Annotated in this window: 14 protein-coding genes; 8 read left to right on the top strand and 6 right to left on the bottom strand. The window is 45.9% G+C overall.

All coding sequences use genetic code 11. From position 1 onward, the window contains the following. Nucleotides 1–841: 841 nt before the first annotated feature. Nucleotides 842–2,920, top strand: coding sequence for a hypothetical protein (locus AC5JMP_RS03715; protein WP_495850083.1), 2,079 nt, complete (start codon nt 842–844; stop codon nt 2,918–2,920). A gap of 254 nt (nt 2,921–3,174) precedes the next feature. On the opposite strand, the gene AC5JMP_RS03710 is transcribed toward AC5JMP_RS03715, so the two are convergent. After that, nucleotides 3,175–4,929: a DUF3987 domain-containing protein gene (locus tag AC5JMP_RS03710; protein WP_495850082.1), complete on the bottom strand. Its 1,755-nt coding sequence runs from the start codon at nt 4,927–4,929 to the stop codon at nt 3,175–3,177. A 186-nt stretch (nt 4,930–5,115) separates the two neighbouring features. Between AC5JMP_RS03710 and AC5JMP_RS03705 the strand changes: the two genes are divergently transcribed. Continuing rightward, nucleotides 5,116–5,334: a hypothetical protein gene (locus tag AC5JMP_RS03705; RefSeq protein ID WP_495850081.1), complete on the top strand. Its 219-nt coding sequence runs from the start codon at nt 5,116–5,118 to the stop codon at nt 5,332–5,334. Nucleotides 5,335–5,629: 295 nt separating this feature from the next. Here AC5JMP_RS03705 and AC5JMP_RS03700 read toward each other — a convergent pair whose 3' ends face one another. From AC5JMP_RS03700 to AC5JMP_RS03685, 4 genes are all read right to left on the bottom strand, one after another. Next, nucleotides 5,630–5,929, bottom strand: a complete 300-nt coding sequence (locus tag AC5JMP_RS03700) for a hypothetical protein (RefSeq protein ID WP_495850080.1) — start codon at nt 5,927–5,929, stop codon at nt 5,630–5,632. A 12-nt stretch (nt 5,930–5,941) separates the two neighbouring features. Continuing rightward, nucleotides 5,942–6,286, bottom strand: coding sequence for a hypothetical protein (locus tag AC5JMP_RS03695; protein WP_495850079.1), 345 nt, complete (start codon nt 6,284–6,286; stop codon nt 5,942–5,944). A 191-nt stretch (nt 6,287–6,477) separates the two neighbouring features. Then, the gene (locus tag AC5JMP_RS03690) at nt 6,478–6,732 is read right to left on the bottom strand and encodes a helix-turn-helix domain-containing protein (protein ID WP_495850078.1); all 255 of its coding nucleotides are present in this window, start codon (nt 6,730–6,732) and stop codon (nt 6,478–6,480) included. A 10-nt stretch (nt 6,733–6,742) separates the two neighbouring features. Beyond that, complete coding sequence (locus AC5JMP_RS03685) at nt 6,743–6,910, bottom strand: hypothetical protein (protein ID WP_495850077.1); 168 nt, start codon at nt 6,908–6,910, stop codon at nt 6,743–6,745. 280 nt (nt 6,911–7,190) lie between these two features. On the opposite strand from AC5JMP_RS03685, the gene AC5JMP_RS03680 reads away from it, so the two are divergent. Further along, nucleotides 7,191–7,409, top strand: a complete 219-nt coding sequence (locus tag AC5JMP_RS03680) for a hypothetical protein (protein WP_495850076.1) — start codon at nt 7,191–7,193, stop codon at nt 7,407–7,409. A gap of 605 nt (nt 7,410–8,014) precedes the next feature. Here AC5JMP_RS03680 and AC5JMP_RS03675 read toward each other — a convergent pair. After that, a complete protein-coding gene (locus AC5JMP_RS03675; RefSeq protein WP_495850075.1) occupies nt 8,015–9,109 on the bottom strand; it encodes a hypothetical protein in 1,095 nt (364 codons plus the stop codon). Between the two features lie 905 nt (nt 9,110–10,014). Here AC5JMP_RS03675 and AC5JMP_RS03670 point away from each other — a divergent pair. The 5 genes from AC5JMP_RS03670 (at nt 10,015) to AC5JMP_RS03650 (ending at nt 16,071) form a co-directional block, all read left to right on the top strand. Beyond that, nucleotides 10,015–11,982 (top strand): hypothetical protein, encoded by a 1,968-nt coding sequence (locus tag AC5JMP_RS03670; protein ID WP_495850074.1) that lies wholly within the window; start codon nt 10,015–10,017, stop codon nt 11,980–11,982. Between the two features lie 313 nt (nt 11,983–12,295). Further along, a complete protein-coding gene (locus AC5JMP_RS03665) occupies nt 12,296–12,637 on the top strand; it encodes a DUF6788 family protein (RefSeq protein ID WP_495850073.1) in 342 nt (113 codons plus the stop codon). Nucleotides 12,638–13,121: 484 nt separating this feature from the next. Then, on the top strand, nt 13,122–15,020 hold the full coding sequence (locus AC5JMP_RS03660; RefSeq protein ID WP_495850072.1) for a GmrSD restriction endonuclease domain-containing protein: 1,899 nt from the start codon (nt 13,122–13,124) through the stop codon (nt 15,018–15,020). Between the two features lie 68 nt (nt 15,021–15,088). Next, entirely contained in the window at nt 15,089–15,286 is a 198-nt protein-coding gene (locus AC5JMP_RS03655) for a hypothetical protein (RefSeq protein ID WP_495850071.1), read from the top strand. Between the two features lie 254 nt (nt 15,287–15,540). Then, the gene (locus tag AC5JMP_RS03650) at nt 15,541–16,071 is read left to right on the top strand and encodes a hypothetical protein (RefSeq protein WP_495850070.1); all 531 of its coding nucleotides are present in this window, start codon (nt 15,541–15,543) and stop codon (nt 16,069–16,071) included. Nucleotides 16,072–16,085 lie beyond the last annotated feature (14 nt).

Below are 16,085 nucleotides of genomic sequence, written 5' to 3'. Positions count from 1 at the left end.
TAGTTGCGAGGCTAGACAGCGATCGCAGTCTATCGATTGTGACTCATAGGAAGAGTGAGTCGGTTCAACTGCAGTCTAGGGTAGAGGCACTCCTGAGTCGCTCGGTATATAGAATTGTCTCCTTAGCTCAGGTCAGTCATAGTGAGTCGCGGATATAGAAAAGCGATCGAGCGCAGATCTAGGAAAGTGATCGAGGATCTACAGTAGAGTTCAAAATCAATAGTGATTTCAATCTTTTGTCGGTTGTTGCTGGGAGAGCGATCGAGGATCTGTAGTAGAGTCCAAGATTCCCTTACTGGATGCCGTGGACAGTCGCTGAGGCTGAACAGGACTTAACTCATTTACTTTTCATAGGTAACACCACTAGCATGGCGCAACTCCTCTCCGTTGCAATACCAATGACCAACGACTCGACCCCTTGGGGAATTTGAATGCCTGTTTAAGCTCTATGAAAAATCGACCCATAGCCTGCTGCGCTTGAAACTCAGCCTATAAAGTTCTAGGGGAATTGAGCCACTTATTTGCAGCAGTGTCACTCATCGGCTTACTACTCATTACAAAAAACGTAACAATATGAGATTTTTGAATATTGCGCGTCCTGAAAATAAGGCTACAATACTTGTGGGAGGTGAGCTTAAGTAAAAGCTACTCCCGAAAACCACACGCAGTATGAGATTCAAAAACTTCTCATACTCTACATAGAACCTAGTATGGAGTGCTCAAAACCCTTACTGCAAAAGAGCTTGGTAGCTGTTTTTAAATTTTTGTGTTTAAAGTTGTTATCTACACTAAAAGTCATAAAATTTATACTATAATCTCATAGTACTCTTTCATTATTTCAATGAGTATTAATACTTACGAAGCCTTGCTTAACTACACCCAATCCTTAGAGCTATCCTTCTCTTCAACAAAAATTCGGAAACTTCTCACAACCTTTCGCGTATACCTTGCCTCTGCGTTCGGTCTTTCAATTGGCTATACAGAGGAGGAGGTGGCAAAAAGCCTTAGCAAGCTTCCTTTGAAAAGATTTGTCGAAAAGGCTCTTGCTCAATTTGAGATAGCCTTTGCGGAAACTGTTAATTCAATTACTGATGAGGAGGAAAGAAAGAAGAAAAAAGCTACCCTATACAACGATCGCTCTAACTTAAAGAGTTTCTTAAGTTGGATCTCAGAGCAGAAATGGCATTCGTCGTTCCAGAAATTGAATTCTGATTCGAGTAAGAGGGCACCAAGAACTAGAAGAGGCAAGTCGTTAGGGGCGACTCGGAGAGGTAGAGGGAAAAACCTGCACGCCAGACAGTACGCATTACCAGAAGCAATCTTACAGAAGGAATACTCACTACTTCATCAAGATCTGAAGTTTCTGGAAGCTTATGCTGTTCTGAAAGCTCCCCCAGAAGGACTTAAGCGAGGAGATCAAGTAGTTATCCGGGATACAACCTTTGCTAATCATAGAAAGAGAATCAGACAGTTCTATGGATGGGCAACTGGGGTAAAAAGTCGACTGGAGCAAGAGAAGCTTACTACCAAACTTCAGAAGGTGACAAATAATCTTGCATCAAATTCAAAAGACCAAGGGTTGCAAAACCAAAAGCAAGAATTGGAAAGGCAGCTATCCGAACTTCATGCGAAGCCTAAAGAAAGCCTGTCTCCACTAGAGAGAAGAAAGGTAGAGATCTCAACTGAACTGTCTCACCTCAAATCAAAGTCTAGCAAGAATCTTAGAAACCGCAAAAGACATCTAGAGAGGCTAGTTGCACAAATTGACAGGTGCTCTCTAGAAATAATGCTGGACACTACTTTATTCAATAGATTTATCAGTTGGGGAATTAACGAGTACAGTAATGGTGATGGGTGGGCTATAGTTCATTATTCAAGCGGAATTTTTGTTGCTAAATTTCTTGGAAAAACCAGAGATTACGATCAGAGTTATATTTCCTCAATTATCAACAATTTAAGTACTGATCGGAAGAACCATACAGACTCGTACAAGCCTAACGTGCGCAAAGATAAGCCTGAAAAATGGTTAACTTTAGAACAACAGGATGCCCTCGTCAACCACCTTGAGGCTTGTACTGCTGAGTACGATCATCGAGGCGTGGAAAAATCCCTAACAGCGATTTTAAGAAGCTGGCAAAGATACATCTCGGTTCTATTTCAGCAGCATTACCCAATTCGTGTGTACGAAATGACTATCTTGGAGTCGAATAAAACCCTAAAGTGGGGGACAGACCCAGAAACCAAACGTGAAGGATACTACTGTGAGTTTTCAGCAGAGCAGACCAAGACTGGAGAGCCTAAGATATGGTTCCTTGACCCCGACGTTTTCAATGAACCACTAACGCAATGGTTGCAAGTTTGGCGTCCAAAAGCAGGCGTTGATCACAACTTCTTATTTTTTACTCTCAATAAAGGAGCTTATGGGCAGCAAATGACCTGCCAGGCGTTGGGTGCAATGGTCAAAAGCTCTGTATTCATTGCTTCTAGAGATTTAAAGCTTGCGGCACAAGATGAATTACTAAAGTTAAAGTCAGAGGGGAAAACGGAGGAAGAAGCTAGACAATCCTTATCTAAGGAACACCTGTGTTTCATTGATATTGAGCCTAGACGCACAAACATCCATTACGGTAGGCATATTGCTAGCACACACATGAGGAAAGCTGGTGCTAGCTATAGTGAGTTGAAGGCATTCCATAAAATTGTCGGAAACAGCGTTGAGATGGGTAATACCTTTTATAGTCAACTTGAGTTAGAAGAGGAGACTGCGGATGCCATTTCTTGGCGACGTACTTTAATTAAAAAACCTGGATTGAGCGAACAGACGCTTGATCGCTACAAAGATCGCCTTCTAGCAGCTGCTTTTGCGATCATGACCAAAAAACAGTTCAACAAGCTGCGTGACTTGGGATTTGACGTCTGAGCAGACTAATAAATAGGGTAGGCGCTGCCAGCTATTAGCTTTGCTGTCGTTATTCGTAAGAATGGAGAAAGGCTAAAAGCGTTTCTAGAACTGAAACACGGCCGTTGATGATCCATCAACAACATCAACAACACAATAGCAGTAAACGAGAGAATTAAGTTTGCTGGAGACAAGTTACTAAATCGTACCTGCTGAACCTTCCTGCTTACTCCCGATAGTGCAGCATCTCGAAAATCAAGATTACTTTAAAGCAATCATATATCAAGCAATTGCGGTAAGGTGGGCTGTGTAGTAGCAAAATAGGGTTGGTACTTCCCATCTACCCAACTGCCACAGCCAAACTGCACAAGTGTCGAGAGGCTATCTCTAATTTGCGCCGTGGTATATTTTCTTAGGCTCCAAATACCTGATTTGAATTCCCGAAGCTCTACAGGATGTCCTTTATTTTCTGCAAACACTTGCATTTTTAGCAGAACACCTGCCAAGTGCTGTTGAGGTGAGTTGTAGGCGTAAATTAACCGCAGTTGATTGATGAAATAGGTGGTCAACTGCGTCGCTCGCATCATCGTCTGTTGATTAATTTCTTGAGCAGGATGCCCATATCCCAAAGCTGCATTAACCACATGGAGCCAGAGTGCTAGCCGCGCCAAGTAGCTCTCAAATTTAGGATAGGCCGCCTTTAACCCTGGCTGGTTCTCCTCCTGCATCCAATCGACTAATCGATGCTGAGCCGTTTGAAAAATAATTTTTGCCTCATTCGAAAGGAAGTATTGAGCAGGAGAAATGCTATCTAATTTTTGGTACAACCGCTTTAAAGTGGAGTAGGCACTAGAACTCGTATCTGCATCAGCACTGAATAAATCAATCTTTGCCAGAGGAGTCGGAGCCGCACAGAATAGCCACCTCGACCATTCGCCGTTATGATCCTCATGACCTTTCATTAGGCCAGCTAAGGTTTCCCACTGAATTGAGCCAGTGCGTGAAATCGCAGAACGCAGAACAACTAAGCTTCCAGATTTACGATCTCTTGTAAACGCGCCACCGCTAAACTCTGATAGTTCCGTTTCAGCATCATCGCCTACACCACGACGATATTTATTGCGGCTCGTAAAATGAGCACTCCCCTCATCACGGTAGATTAAAAAGCCTCGCGGGTTTTCCTGATGAATTTGCTCTCTCGCCTCGATCGTAGAATCTCCCAAAATATATCGTTTTCGGGGTAACGGCAGCATCGGTCGCTCCCCAGTACTTTCCTTGCGCCGCAGACAAGTCTCGTATTGGTAGAGTTTTTGTTCATAAATGACTTGGGCATCCCGCCAACGATTAAATTCCTCTGTGTCCAAAGCCTCTAATGCAGCTAGGATCACGTTTTGAGCAGGCGTTTTCTTAGCGCCTGTTGGTGCGACAATTAAGGTCCGGTAAATTGGAGGCTGGACATATCCAGCACTTGGCTTAATTACGATCTGTGTTTCTGCTCCAATGCGGCTACCGGCGGCTGGAATTAATGTCGTTAGCAAAAATTCTGGAGCCGTTGGCATTGCCTCTGCGATCGCTGTTAATTGTTTGGCTAACTGTCCTTGATCACCCCATAAGTAGTCTGCCAACACCAAGCGTTGCTGCTGGAACTGCATTAACGCCGGTAGCCGATCATTAATCAGGTATGCCTGCTCTTCCACTCGATCGCACTCTTGAGCGATCGCTTCCCATAGCTCGTGAATTTCTTGAGTACCCAGTTCTGGATTATCAAGCCGTAATTGAAGCTTAAAAGCTTTAGTAGCTGAGGCAGTAAGGTTTTGGGTCAGCGCAGACCGAATTTGAATTCTGAGGCACTCCAGCTTCGTATCGGATGAACTAGTTAAATCAGGTAGTGTTTTGCTGGAACGCGTTTCACGCTTTTTGAGAGCAGCAACGTCAAGCTCACTACTATCTGCTGTATCAAAACAATTCGCTGGTAAATCTACTTGTGAGCCGGGATTATGATTTTCTTTACCATTTGATTTTTGCTTCATCCATGTCCTTTATTCGGTAGCGAGTTTAAAGCATATTGCAGGATATTTTTTGAACAGCACCTTCTCGTGACCCTAGCGCACGTACCTGTGCTAGTCCGCTGACAACTATTACAAAGGCTTCTTCCTCTTAATGCAAAGCATTCCTGTCGTCTCGACATGAATTTATGAAATTAAGTAATTTTGAGGATGGCGCCCAATCCAGCAGCTCAAGATTTTCTTCACCAGTCTTGGAAATCGGTGCAACTAATAATTCCCGCTGCGATAGAAAATGCCGCTGCTTGGTGCTCATTGGAAGAATTCAAGCCCAGCATTGGGCTATGGTCGATTCCTAAGCCAAGGACTTATGCGATCGAATCGAGGCAGGTGCAGCAGCAATCACCCAGCAAGAACAAAGCTGGCTACTAGCTGAGAACGAAGTTCTGCAAAAAATTCGATTGATACTAGAAAAAGGCTCTCATGCTTTATTTCAGACTTTTAAATCTATCAAATTTATCGAGCCTGCTAATCGCTTCCAACCCTGAAATGGACATCATATAGGATGGGTGCATTAAACAATATTGTCCGTCTTGGTGCCCATAATTGAGCGAGCTAACAGAATGCAAAAGCACTATGTCTGCCCCTTACTAGAAAGGACGAAACGTATGCCAGCAATAGAGAACAACAAATCTCTATTGTTGCGCTATGGATTGATGAAGCGACGCTACGATGCTTCATCTTCTGTCAATTTGCACCACTCGTCCAGGAGTGCTTGAGGCAGAAGGTCGCTCTGACGCCACAAGAAATCGATCGTCGCCAGTCTGCGACAGTGAGCTAAAGGGACTTCACGGCTCCCGCTCCCGGTGCTAAACCAATGAGCCACAGTGTCGCGGCTAACACCCACGAGCTGGGCGAGTTGAGGATAATCGAGATCCCACAGCTGTAGGAAAGCACGGGGATGCAGGGGAGGAGGACAGTCTTGATAGCGTGCAAACAACGCCCATTGATCATCTGTAGGATACATGCACCAAGTTCTCTATCTGCTGCTAGAAGTGAAATCCACGCTCGGTAGCAGATGAGCATGGGTCTCCAGCAGTTCGAGATCTGCCTCAAATGCCCAATCTGCTTTACAATCCGCACTGGATGGACTGACAGGATCTAAGCAAATGGCATAGTGAAAGCCCGTCGCTTGGATGCTAGTACAACGGGCGAAAATCAGGCCGACAATGGTACCAAAGCCATGAGTGGGAACGATTGCCCACAGCACTTGTTGGCCGATGCAGAATTTAGGGGACGGCAACAGCTGCGGATGAATTTCAGATAAATGAATGGGTGAAATAAGAAGCAGCGGGTCTGACATAACGCTTTGCAGAGTCTCCATAGAGTAAATGAGGGGCCTTTAGAGCGATCTCATCATGTTGAAGTAGTCGTTCTTCAAGCATTAAAAAGCTCCTAGCTCCCTCTGGCAAGCGCTTAGGGAAAACTCCTGTTGAGATGACAACCCAGTTGTCGAAGCAACAAGCTGATCCGTTACAAATCTTTCCATCTATCCCGCCCATCTCATAACTGTAGCTAGGGCCAATACAGAGAGTCGTCATGAGTGAGCAAGAAGTCGGTGAGCGCTAACAGCTTCTGGTAGCTCTCAGCAGGCGATCGCCGTCCTGCGCCTTCACTAAACCAATGTTCGACAGTGGAAACCGAGCAGCAACAGATTTGACTTATTTCTAAATAGGTCAACGTCCACCGCGCCAGAAAATCATCAGGTGACAGTACTGGCAAATCTAAAAACTGTTGAAGCAGTTGACGTTGGATCTCAGTCAGCCTCATTCAAATTCCCTCACTCAAAGCGTTCAAGGTCATCTTCAAAGCCGTAGTCTATTTTGCAATGGGTAAAGGAAGGGCTATCAGGATCAAGTTGAATACTGTAATGCCATCCCACTGCCTGTACGCTGCTCTCTAAGCTGTAGAAGCGTCCAATCACTACGCCAAAATCCTTAGTTGGCACGCGGAACCACCGAACTCGATCGCCAACGTTGAACTTGGATAGTAGTCGAGCATTGAGAATTTTCTTTGAAGCCAACGCGAGTAAAGCCAAAAATATTCTGTTAAACACAATAGTTTCTTAGCGAAAGATGCTGACCGACTGCAAAAAGCTGTTTCCTCTAACTATCAAATTTTTTGGAATCGAAACCAATAGTATTATAGCTCAGTTACGAAGTTACGAAGTCGTAACTAAAAGAAAATTAGGAACAATGTGAGAAGATCAACTCGAAACACCACATGAAATGAATGATTTCGAACCTGTGAGCAAGAAGGATGACTCCAATTACGAGGCAGTGCGTGGGCACATTCCCAAAAAAATGGCGCGGCACTTCAAGGGACTCTGTGCCCAACTAGGGATCGACCATGGAGCAGCCATGGAAGAAGCTCTTGAACCGTGGATGCGTCAGAAAGAGCGAGAGCTAGAGGAGTCAGAGATACCTCAGGAGGGTAACGATGCTTAACATCAACAGAAAAAACGAGCTGCTCTTTTTGCGAAACAGTTGCGATCGCCAGGAATTAACCCTGCAGTGAAGAACCCTAACTATCTTTGCAATAGCTGTCAGGGAAAATTTCTTAGCTCTTAAGCCGATTTAGTGTGTATCCAGCTCTGCTCATGAAGGCGTTGCCAAGGTTTATCAATTATGTCGTGGCTTCATCTGTTCTGGTCGGAAAGATTTCACTGCTGCACTTTCACGATCGCCCGCTCCACATTTTCTGCTGCCTGTGGATACTTCTGAGTGTCCAATAGACGTCGTTAGCATTTCTAACCGTAGAGGCTTTCAAATCCTTCTATCAGACTAGCTACTTGCTCCAAGGCTCCAATAGCCGATGTATTAGCCAGACATATCTGAGCTGCTTCTGCTGCTCCTACCAAGAGTCAAATTCTGCTCTATCCTCCTCAGCGTGATAGCCCTTAATGAAATCACCTTCTAATTGCTGTAGAACTGGATGCAGATTTCAGCCCCTGTCTCAAAAACGGTTCAGAATGTTGATGCAAGAAATATCGCATCGTACACAAGAGATTAGATAGGTGCAATAGTAATAACTTTGATAGCGAAGAATTCAATTACGGATTGGTGTTTGGTCGCAGCCTTTCAGAATTGATTTGAAACTGAATTGTAGGCGTTTTTCTTTTACCAGGTAGTTCCTGAGCGCCGAGAATGTATCCCTTTTGCTGTAATTCTTCAACAGTGCGCCAGAAAATTTGATTATTGCGTGAAGAATTGCTACCTAAGAGGTCAAGGTTTTTAAACAAATACTGTTTAGAAATCATTAAATATTGCCCACCTTGGGGAGAGTCCCACTTTAAACGGCTTGCCAGATAAAGTAGAAGCTTAGTTTTGTAGTCATTTTTCGTGTTGTTGCCAAGTTTTTGCGTAATGTCTACATCTCCAGCAAACAAAACGTAGTCTCCTGTCCGGCTAGGTCCCTCAAAAAACTCCAAAGAGACTGTGTATGAATCTGCTAACTCATAGGTATAGTCCGCAGCCTTTGCGAGATCGAAGTCTCTTGAGAGATTTTCTATTTTGTAGCTTTTTATCCGCAGAATACTCTTAATGATGACTTCCGCCCCAATCTTGTCGCCTTCCCTCAAAGATTTAGCCAATACCAATTCAACTCTATGGAGTGCCACTAAGTCGCGGTTGAGCTGCGATCGCACTTTAGCGTGAAAGCTACCTCCTTTAGTACGCGAGTAACCTAGACTCTCCAACAGGTCATTCGAGCGAAATGTCACAACTGGACCGTTCTTCTGTTCGGCTGCCAGTTTGTAGAAATACAACACAATTCCAACCTGGCGAGGATTGAGGAAGGTCAACAGTGCTACAAACAGACGCTGAATTTTGCGATCCTGAATTTTTTCAAGTCCCTTGCCGATTCCCTGATCAACTAGTGCTTCTAAATCGAGGTTATCGTACTGCTGTTTAAATTCTTCCCACTCATCTGTCGTCAAATCTTCGAGGGGAACACGCCGCGTCAGCGCAACTTCACCAGCATCATCCGTGTCTGCCTCAACGCGCATCTCTAGGTAGCACCCATCTCCATCAGAACGCAGAATGGGTAGACGAACATCTGGATTGTTGACTGACGCTGCGGCTCTAGGCAACACCATGAGTAACTGTCCATCGACCGGAAACGTTAGGTCTTTTTTACTCAAAGTCATAGGGGTAGAGAAGTAAGCATTGAAGAATCTTACTAGATGTAACGAATTTAGATCTCATATGCTCAAGATTGCTCTAGATTTGACCATTGGGAGTTCTATCATTCCCGCGTATGTTTTTGTCCTCAGACTCTATCACTTCCGCGTATAAATATCTCTGTCACTCCCACGCACAGGTGGAATCAGTTCTATCACTCCCACGTATAACCTAGTCTGTCACTCCCACGTACAGCTTTAGAAAACTCTCTACTAAAACGTATTTTCTAAAGACATTAGAGCAGTTGTTCTATCACTCCCACGTATAACTTGGTATATCACTCCAGAGGATATTACATCTATGTTCTGTCATTCCGGCGTATGAATGACTCTATCATTCCGGCGTATCCTGGTTCTGTCACTCCCGCGTAAAGTGCCTGCACAGAAGATTTCAGCATGTTTCATGAAGAAAATTTAGGTGTTTAATAGATTGCATCTGCTTCTAGTTCTTCTGTTCTAGAGAAAGTAAAGGCTATGAAGTTTCGTTGTTTGGAGCTTTACACACCATGATGCAGTGGTTTTCTATAAGCCATTGTTTAGATAAATTTGACCTAAAGTACCAGATACTATCTACTTACAGTCGCTAAGAAACCGGGACGGAGCCTCGCCAAAGTCTCACTTGCCCCGGTTTCCTAAGCTCTAGTTGAAGAAACAGCCATTTCTTCGACCAGATTCGTGCATCTGCATGATAGCAGTCCTAGTAGTTCATCATGCAATAGTATTTGCTGAAGCTTGAACTGCCTTAGCAAGTTTTTATTGGTTTAATCAACCAGTAATGTTTGTTGCAATGAATTTACAGGTAATTAGGAGATTGAGGTTAAACGAGTCTAGACAGGAAATATCTGAGCCGGTTCCATTGAAATGGAGCCAATATGATTACTACTCAACCGACCAATTGCTTCCAATACATCCAAGAATGGAATAATGAATCTCTTGCGCTCTTTCCCCATCGCTTCGACTACATTTGGGCAGACTATCCGAATCTAGATGCGCAGGTTGAGTGGAAAACCGAAAGTCGTCACCCCCTAGGCGATCGCCTCATTTTGCAAGGGGCTTTTCTCTACGGTGTTCGCTTCGGTGCTGAGACAAGTTATTGCCTTCTCGACATTGACACTAGCAGCGCATATCATCCAAAGCGAGATCCTTTAGCTATCTCGCGGATTGTTGCGGCACTCGAACCACTTGGACTCGTGAGCTATGTCAGCTGCACTTCTAGCTACAGCGGCGGTCTGCACCTCTATTTTCCATTTCAGCAAGTCCAAAGTTCTTGGCAGTTGGCGATCGCCCTTGCCTGCCTACTCGAAAATGCCGGATTCAAACTTCAACCTGGACAACTTGAAGTTTTTCCTAACCCTAAACCCTATGCAACGGACGGTACCCTGAGTCTATTTAATGCTCATCGACTCCCGTTGCAAATCGGTTCATATCTTCTAGACGGCGCACATCAGCCTATCTGGAGTGATGCTCAAACTTTTGTCAGATGCTGGAACCATACCCAACAGCGTAATGACATCGACAGTAGAACACTTAAGCAAATTCTGAAGCAAGCTAAACGGAAGCATTTCGGGATCTCAGGCAAAGCAGAAAAATTTGTCAATGACTTGAACGCCGAGATCGAACTAGGTTGGACAGGTCGTGGACAGACCAACCGACTTTTAGGACGTATTACCTTACGTGCATACATCTTTCACCACATTCTTTCAGGTGGAGAGCCGCTACAGGGACAAACGTTAGTCAGTGAAATTATCGAAGTTGCTCAATCCCTACCCGGTTACCAAGAATGGTGCCGGCATCAACATGAGATTGAACATCGAGCTGAGGAATGGGCACGCTGCATTGAGAATAGCCACTACTTCCACTTCGGCGACCAAAGTAAAAAACAAAAGCCTGGAATCCAAGATCCAGAGTTAGCAGCTGCAATCGACCAATCTCCCTCTTGGAATCAACGACAATCTGCAGCCACTAGAGATCGTATTAGAAAAGCGATCGCAGACATGCTGGAGAAAAATAGTTTACCCATCCGCGCAACTGCTCGGTTTCAAGCATTACTAAAGTACAGCCTTGGTGGTGCATCCCTTTACCGTCATCGAGATCTTTGGCATCCCACCTACTTTGGCATCGACTCAGTTCAAAGCCCAACGGATGAGTATGGCTTGCCTGTGGAAAACCCCCCAGACCCCCCAAGTCTCGAAATAGACAGGCAGTTAGATCACGCTGATGGCGTGTCTAACTGCCTCAGTCCTCCAAGCTTATTACCTATCAATGATGGTGATAACCCTTCCTGCATAGCTTTGAGCGATTATGCTCCCTCCAACACCGCTCCTACCGATGGTAATTCTCCCGCAAACTCTGATGGGCATCTTCCTACCTCAGATTCATCTCATGGTGCTCTGTACGTTCAACAAGCTTTGTTTAATCTCAAAGCTCAGCAAGACGCCATTCAGGAAGCGGCTCGAATGACTCAATCTCAGCATCAGCGCGTCAAGGCTGAGGCAGTCCAACAGCGTCATATTGCTCGCATGCAGCAATTCTTAGACTCGGGTGACCCGATTTTAATTGCCGAAGCGATGGCTTGGGCACAGGTCAACCCTAATGTTCTCAATCTGAATCAGCTTCAGCTTTCTCTACTGACAGAACAGCCTGGCGATCGCTCAACATTACTCGCTGCCACTACATTACAGATTCAGCAATTGGCATGGTCGCATGAGCAAACCCGTCATGACCTTCAGCAACGTTTTGGCAAAGAGGCTCTAGACCTACTGAGTGACTGGGAGTTAATGCACTGGTTGGAGCAATTGGCCCATACAGCTCGGGCTGAATCCTCGCGATCGTCTGATTGACCCAGATGTTACGTGAGGTTTCTCGCAGTTTCAAGTTTAAGGAAAAGTTGAAGTGTTTATAAGCGTGAAGCCATTGGAAATCACTCCGTTTCTGCAAGTTACAGGATCTGCTTCAGGTTTCTTATGTACTGTCCTTTTTTCTTGTGTACACCTTCGGTCTAGCACACGCTATTTCAGCGTTACATAAGATTTTAGGTTTTGTACATAAGAAATTTTATCTAACGAGTTTCCTCAGCTCTCCGCCCTTCACGATATGGACCTTGTTTCGCTGACTTCCCTCATACCCGAGAAATGACCATATACCTAAGACCCTATGTCCAAACCTCCTGACTTCGCTAAACTCCGTTCTATGCTGGGTCAGCTCAACCTGGATCAGGCAAAGCAACTCTATGCAGAACTGGGGGCGATCGTCCAAACTCTAGAACAACAATCAACCTCTCCGGAACCAGTCGGGGCAAAAGGTCGGGAAGTTGTGGAAGCACAGCGTATCGGAGAACGCCTCTACCAGTTGGAGCGAATCCGTTGTGGCAAGATTGGTTGCAAGTGTGCCGGAGTAAATGGGGTATTGCATGGTCCCTACTGGTACGCCTATTGGCGAAACGAAGGCAAGCTTATCAGCCGCTACGTGGGTAAGCAACTGCGGCAAGTTGAATAAGATGAGCGTGCAGAGCACTGAATTTAATTAAGGCGATCGCCTAATTTCTTATGTACAAGATCCTGTTTCTTATGTAAGCGCCGAATAAAAGGGAAGCAGAGCTGTCAGAGGGGAATGTCCCACATTGTTGTCTACACCAAGCAGGGGAGAGACACGCAGTCATGACAGAGATTTATTCGTGTTCGCAGTCCAGTGTAGGTCGCTGGTTTTATCAAGGACAGCAGAGATAGAGCTTCTCCTAGCAATCCAACGAGGAGATTCCTCACCCTATTCAATGACGATTCTGTCTGTTACTTTCGTTACAAAATGGACAAACTCTGGCGCGACGCCAGCATCTGCTTGCTCTTCTGTAGGGAGGGTTCTTTAATTGAGGTATTCCAGAACGTCTGTATTGACAAAAGGGAAATGTTAGAACTCAACCTAGCGCGACCCGTCTTGCTATTGCTCTGCCCAATGCCGTCTTCTCTTACTATCAGTGCGCTTCATGACCAATCCAATCACCACGTATGACCTGAGCAAGGAAGCCCTGCTGGATCTGCTGCGTGGCATTGAGCAAGGCAGAATTCAACTACCGGATTTCCAGCGTAACTGGGTCTGGGATGACACTCAGGTGCGCGGCTTGCTCGGTAGTATTTCCCTAGCTTATCCGGTCGGAGTGGTTATCTTACTGCAACTGGGTAATCCTAAGGTACGATTCAAGCCCCGCCTACCTGAAGGTGTGCATATAGAGCCACCCCCCCAGCCAACTCTGCTGATTCTAGATGGACAGCAACGGCTGACTACCCTATTTCAGACCCTTCTGGCTGAACAGCCGGTCGCCACTCGAGATAGCTTGAGTAAAAAGCCTTTGCGTCGTTGGTACTATATCGACATTGACAAGGCGCTCGACTACCCCCCGACCGATCGCGAGGAAGCCATCCTGGGCTTATCGGAAGATCGAACGCTCCGGCAAAACGGCAGCAAAGTTATTGATTGCTCCTCGCCTGAGCAGGAATATAAGCTAGGGCTATTTCCAGTCTCGAAGATCTTTCAATACTCCGAGTGGCGATCGAAATACTCCTGCTACTGGCACTACAACAGCGAGAAGCTCCAGCGGCTCGATCGCTTTGAGGCTGAGGTGATCAAGTGCTTCGACCATTACCAGGTGCCACTGATTCGGCTGCGCCAAGAGTTACCCAAAGAAGCGGTGTGTCAAGTTTTCGAGAAGGTTAACTCCAGTGGCAAAGACTTAACGCTGTTCGACCTGATTACCGCTGCCTACGCTGCCGATAACTTTTCCCTGCGAGATGACTGGGCAACGCGGCAACGCCGCTTGCAGCGTCAACCTATTCTTAAGGTGGTAGACAATACCGATTTTCTGCAAGCGGTGACTCTAGTCGCGATGCAACAACGGCGCCTGCAAGCCAGCCTGGAGCCAGCAGGCACCAAAGTTATTCCGGCCCGCTATAGTCGTTCTCACGTCTTGAGCTTGAGCTTGCACGAGTACAAAACCTGGGCTGAACCGATTACGAAAGGATTTGAGGAGGCAGCGCGCTTACTGCATGGACAGAAGATTTTCGATGCGCGGGACCTGCCCTATGCGGCTCAGATCATGGCGCTGGCGACCTTCTTTACAGTCCTAGGCGATTGCACTAACAATGAGCAGGTGCGCGCTAAGCTGATTCGCTGGTTTTGGTGCGGCTTATTTGGCGAGATGTATGGGGGTGCATCGCACTATAAGGCGATGCGAGATCTAGCCGAAGTACCACACTGGATCAAGGGTGGAGCCGAGCCAACGACGCTGTTGGAGTCCAACTTTGTGCCAGCGCGCTTACTGCGGCTGCGAAATCGACAAAGTGCCGCATTTCGGGGACTCTGTGTCTTACTACTTCAACAGGGTGCCCGCGATTTTAGCAGTGGGGAGACGATCACCGATGCCAAGTATTTTCATGAGCGCATTGACAGCCACCATATCTTTCCACAAGCCTGGTGCCGAGCGCACGGCATTGACGACAAACTCTCAAACAGCATTGTGAACAAGGCTTTGATCTCAGCCAGGACTAATAACGAAATTGGTAGTCGTCCCCCTAGCCAATACTTACATTTAATTGAGCAAAAGGGCATGACCCGATCGCGGCTGGATGGCATTTTGCGCTCTCACTTAATCGACCCTACCACCATGAGAGCAGATGATTTTCGAACCTTTTTCCAACGGCGCACCTCTGCTTTATTAAATCTGATTGCTCAGGCGATCGGAAAGCCAATCGTGCAGGATGTCCTGTCAGAGCCGCAAGCTGATTTGCCTGATGCTGCTTGGGTTGAGGACATTGCTCAAGTCACGGCTACTAGTGGACACAAACTCACTCCTACTTTCAACACCAATGGTCAAAGTCCTAGCAGCTGATAAATCAGTTTTTTAATTGCACAACTTTTCCTGCTTATCTCTCAAATGGAATCCTGACCAATATCCGGGTGATAGAAGCTGGTATTGCATTGGGAGAACTTACCTCAACTCCCGGCGATCTGGAATATTTTGTGGAATATTTTGAGGACTTGCGATCGCTTTACGACGAAGGAAAACATGAAGCCATGCTAATTCAGATCTACCAATTTGACAGGAAAAGCGTACTGGGTAGCAATGACGGTTTCTACAATGCTTCCTCTATTTGAGACAATTCATGATGATGAGTCTAAATCAATTTAGATTTAATTTCTGTATGGATTTTGTACCAGAGCTATAAACAGATAGAGAAAGCATTTGAAACAAACTAAAGTAAGTTAAATGAATAAAAAAGATATAGTACTTTAATCCTGTCAACTTTGAGCGATCGGATTAACTCAATTAAAATCTGCTTACACCCTGAAAGCGACCCAGACAGATTTAACACTCAGCGTGGAACTTGAACAATACCTGGTAGAAAACCATGCAATATCTCATCTACTTTGTTTTCAGGTCTCTCCATCCCTCTAGAGAAACGATGCCAATGCCCGGTGGTCTTGAACTAAAATCTGCCTGGGAACAGTACCTGCTGGAGTTCTCAGAGTCCCCTCCGGTTGAGAACACCATCAAAGTTTGGGGAAGCGTGAACTGGAATATCGACCAGGTTCAGGCATATCACCCTGTTGAGGCAACCACTCCTGCGACCACAGCAGGCTTCTACATGGCGATTTGTACCCAAGACGAGCTAGTACCGGATCGACTCGATAGACGATCGCCCATCTTGTATTTCCTCCGCGACGCAGACTGCAAATCTACCACGCCTGTGGAGGAAGAAGGATGGTTAAGCTTCGGCACAGCGCAGCATAACGACAGCGCTCCCCAAGTCCATGAGATCTTGCCTCAATTTCCGGGCTGGTTTGTCGAGAGCGTCCAGGCATTTGTGCCCCTCAACGCTGCAACCTTTGCCGAATATGTGAGGTGGCCCCCCAAAACTGGACAGGTAACTAAGCTCTAAACTGCCCAACCTAT

It is taken from the genome of Drouetiella sp., assembly GCF_059504425.1.
Note: the sequence above shows the minus strand (reverse complement) of the source record. Positions and strands in the feature narration are given on the sequence as shown.

Bases quoted from the DNA above. Each gene is read 5' to 3' on its own strand.
- AC5JMP_RS03710 (WP_495850082.1), bottom strand. From the start codon at position 4,929: ATGAAGCAAAAATCAAATGGTAAAGAAAATCATAATCCCGGCTCACAA.
- AC5JMP_RS03705 (WP_495850081.1), top strand. From the start codon at position 5,116: ATGGCGCCCAATCCAGCAGCTCAAGATTTTCTTCACCAGTCTTGGAAA.
- AC5JMP_RS03660 (WP_495850072.1), top strand. From the start codon at position 13,122: ATGACCAATCCAATCACCACGTATGACCTGAGCAAGGAAGCCCTGCTG.
- AC5JMP_RS03650 (WP_495850070.1), top strand. From the start codon at position 15,541: ATGCAATATCTCATCTACTTTGTTTTCAGGTCTCTCCATCCCTCTAGA.
- AC5JMP_RS03680 (WP_495850076.1), top strand. From the start codon at position 7,191: ATGAATGATTTCGAACCTGTGAGCAAGAAGGATGACTCCAATTACGAG.
- AC5JMP_RS03670 (WP_495850074.1), top strand. From the start codon at position 10,015: ATGATTACTACTCAACCGACCAATTGCTTCCAATACATCCAAGAATGG.
- AC5JMP_RS03690 (WP_495850078.1), bottom strand. From the start codon at position 6,732: ATGAGGCTGACTGAGATCCAACGTCAACTGCTTCAACAGTTTTTAGAT.
- AC5JMP_RS03675 (WP_495850075.1), bottom strand. From the start codon at position 9,109: ATGACTTTGAGTAAAAAAGACCTAACGTTTCCGGTCGATGGACAGTTA.
- AC5JMP_RS03715 (WP_495850083.1), top strand. From the start codon at position 842: ATGAGTATTAATACTTACGAAGCCTTGCTTAACTACACCCAATCCTTA.
- AC5JMP_RS03700 (WP_495850080.1), bottom strand. From the start codon at position 5,929: ATGTATCCTACAGATGATCAATGGGCGTTGTTTGCACGCTATCAAGAC.
- AC5JMP_RS03665 (WP_495850073.1), top strand. From the start codon at position 12,296: ATGTCCAAACCTCCTGACTTCGCTAAACTCCGTTCTATGCTGGGTCAG.
- AC5JMP_RS03695 (WP_495850079.1), bottom strand. From the start codon at position 6,286: ATGGAGACTCTGCAAAGCGTTATGTCAGACCCGCTGCTTCTTATTTCA.